We start from the raw sequence: 3,567 nt of genomic DNA on the forward strand, positions 1-3,567 counted from the left end.
CCATGAGYGTTACTTCGGGGGCGATCCACCCCTAGATGTCCAACGCTTGGATGCTCTCTTTATACGGTTGATATTTTACGCAGGAACCGAATGGCTTGGTTTTCGCACGCTATTTTCTTCCTGCAACCTTCTATATCAAGTTATCAAAGAACTCCATAAAGCTAGTTTAGCAAAAGTTTTTGGCTATGCCAAACCGAAATTCATCTAAAATAATGATTCGCGATTGAATTTTACAATTGAACAAATATAAATAAAAAACCGCATTCTTTCTATTAAGAATGTGTTTTTTTATTTACGTAAGATAAAGCACATTTATTGACCGGGAAGTCATAAATGCTTATCATTTAATAATGTTAAATATTAATTTACCTAATATAATAGGACTAATGGAGAAATTACAGACAATATCGCTCAAATAAGGAGGAATATAAATTATTCGATGGTAATTTCATGAAAAAAGGAGATTGTGTATGAAATCATTTCGCAAGTTGTTACAGTATTTAAAACCATACATGTTCTTCGCTATTATTGGACCGCTATTTATGGTACTTGAGGTTGCGATGGACTTAATTCAACCGACAATAATGCAACATATTATTGATGTTGGAATTGCAAACCGGGATTTGAATTATGTAATAAAAATGGGGCTTCTTATGATAGGAGCAGCAGCAATCGGTTTAGTTGGAGGACTTGGTTGTATGATGTATTCTACAAAAGCTGCTGTTAATTTCGCTACAGACATACGAAAAGATGTGTTTGCGAAAATAGAAACATTTTCTAGCAAAAATCGTGATTCATTTGGAACAGGTAAATTATTAACAATCGTGACAAATGATATTACATCTATTCAATCGGCAATGACGATGACGTTACGTGTACTTGTCCGTGGACCGTTATTATTTATTGGAAGTATCATTATAGTCTTTGTAACAGCGAGAGACCTATTTCCAATTTTACTTGTTGTGGTACCCGTATTATTAGTTGCAATTGTATTGATTGCAGGTCAATCGAGCGGTTCATTTAAGCGAGTACAAGAAGCATTAGATAAAGTAAACACAAAGCTACAAGAAAATTTATCCGGTGTACGTGTTATAAAAGCATATGTAAGACAAAAATATGAAATCGCACAGTTTGAGAAAGTTAATACAAGTTTAACTGAAATAAATATTCGTGCAATACAAATTATTTCATTGATGATGCCAATTATTATGCTAGTTGTAAATAGCGGAATTGTAGCAACTTTATGGATTGGTGGCGAGAAAGTTTTTAACGGTACACTCCAAGTAGGGGCCATTTTAGCTTTTATTAACTATTTAAATATCATTTTAATGTCACTTATGTCTATTAGTATGGTATTTATTCAAATTGCCCGTGCTTTTCCATCAGCTGATCGTGTACAACAAGTCTTACATACTGAAGTTGATATTACAACTGAAGGCGACGTATATGAACCAAAACAAGTGGGTGGTAATGTAGAGTTTAAAAATGTTAGCTATAGTTATACGAAAAATAATGAATATGTTTTAAAAGATATTTCMTTTACTGTACGTAAAGGTGAAAAAATAGGGATTATTGGATCGACCGGAAGTGGTAAATCTACATTGGCGAAACTATTGCCACGACTTTACGATGTTGATCAAGGTGAAATATGTATAGATGATGTTAATGTGAAAGCATACGATTTGCAAAAACTTCGTGCTTCCATTGGCTTCGTTCCACAAAAGGCACTTCTTTTTTCAGGCAGTATAGAAGAGAATTTACGTTATGGCAAAGAAGATGCAACTTATGATGAATTGGAATTAGCATCTTCATCTGCTTGTGCGACTGAGTTTATCAATAAGCTGGACGACTCTTATCAATATAACTTAACACAAGGTGCAACCAATCTATCTGGYGGTCAAAAACAACGTATATCTATTGCAAGAGCCCTAGTGAGAAAGCCATCTATTCTTGTATTAGACGATTCTACATCGGCGGTTGATGCGAAGTCAGAAGCTATAATACAAGAAGCATTAAAAACGAAATATAGTGGCACAACGACATTTTTAATTGCATCAAAAATATCTTCTATTATAGATGCTGATAAAATCCTCGTTTTGAATAACGGTGAATTAGTTGGAAATGGTACGCATGAGGCTTTATTGGCAACTTGTGAAGTGTATCAGGAAATTTATCTTTCCCAAGGTGGTAGCCTGCAGCAAGAAGGAGGGGAAGAGCGTGCGTAATTTTCAAGGACAATTTGGAAATAAAGGTGGACGTAACAATCCGAAAACGGGAAAAACTAAGAATACTAAAGGAACTATAATGCGAGTATGGAACTATATGGGGTATCAAAAAGCATCTCTTATGTTCGTTATTATTCTTGTATTTATCACGACATTACTAGGTTTACTTGGGCCATATTATATGGGGATCATCATTGATGAATACATTGTACCGAAGGATTTAAGCGGGACAGCCAGAATGTGCATGCTACTCATTGCAATATATGGGATAACCGTATTATTAACATGGTTACAAACATTTGTAATGATTAATGTTGCATTAAAGACTATACAAAAAATACGACAAGATATTTTTGAAAAAATCCAAACACTTTCTCTACGATTCTTTGATGTACGTTCTCAAGGTGATTTAATGAGCCGTGTGACAAATGATATTGATAACTTAAATCAAGCTTTGACACAAAGTGTTGTGCAAATCATTTCATCAGCGTTAACGTTTATAGGTGTAACAATTGCGATGTTTTCATTAGATTGGATTTTAGCGATTGTAACTTTAATTACAGTACCTATTATGTTTTTCGTTACGAAAAAACTAGTTGCTTATAGTGGGAAAAACTTTGCGAAGCGTCAAAAGGATTTAGGAGAATTAAATGGATTTATTGAGGAAGCTATTACAGGCGCAGACGTAACTACGTTATACGGAAAAGAAAAAGAAACCGTACATAACTTTAATGAAATTAACGAACAGCTAAGAATTTCAGCAACGAAGGCTGAAACGTTTTCAGCATTTATTTTTCCAAGTATGAACTTTATTAATAACTTAGGAATGGGGCTTGTAATTGGAACTGGATCGGTAATGGTATTAAACGGAATGACAACAGTAGGTGTCATTGCAGCTTTTATTAATTATTCTCGACAATTTTCAAGACCACTTAGTCAATTTGCAACTTTAATGAATACGATTCAAGCGGCAGTTGCTGGAGGAGAACGTGTCTTTGAAATTATGGATGAAGTACCAGAAATTCAAAATAAAAAAGATGCAGTACTTGTACAAAATTTACAAGGACATGTTAGGCTTGAGAAAGTTTCATTTGGATACCTACAGGACAACATGATTTTAAAAGATGTGAGTCTCGAGGCGAATCCTGGGGAGACAATCGCTTTAGTCGGTCCAACTGGATCAGGAAAAACAACAATTATTAATTTGTTAACTCGCTTTTATGACATTCAAAAAGGGCAAATTAGCATTGATGAAAAAGATATAAAGGATTATGATATTAATTCTTTGCGGAGTAAAATAGGGGTTGTTTTACAGGATACGTATTTATTTGCAGGAACGATT

The 3,567-nt window shown here is 34.3% G+C and carries 3 protein-coding genes; all 3 read left to right on the plus strand.

Annotation, left to right across the window (positions count from 1 at the left end):
- On the plus strand, nucleotides 1-208 hold a 208-nt coding region (locus AC1DJR_RS22035; protein ID WP_477003498.1), incomplete at its 5' end, for a hypothetical protein.
- A 262-nt stretch (nucleotides 209-470) separates the two neighbouring features.
- A complete protein-coding gene (locus AC1DJR_RS22040; RefSeq protein WP_060751784.1) occupies nucleotides 471-2,225 on the plus strand; it encodes an ABC transporter ATP-binding protein in 1,755 nt (584 codons plus the stop codon).
- Nucleotides 2,218-3,567, plus strand: a 1,350-nt coding sequence (locus AC1DJR_RS22045) for an ABC transporter ATP-binding protein (protein WP_477003499.1), incomplete at its 3' end; no start/stop codon positions are given. The genes AC1DJR_RS22040 and AC1DJR_RS22045, both read left to right, overlap by 8 nt.

Source organism: Bacillus sp. 05T31 (assembly GCF_056396725.1).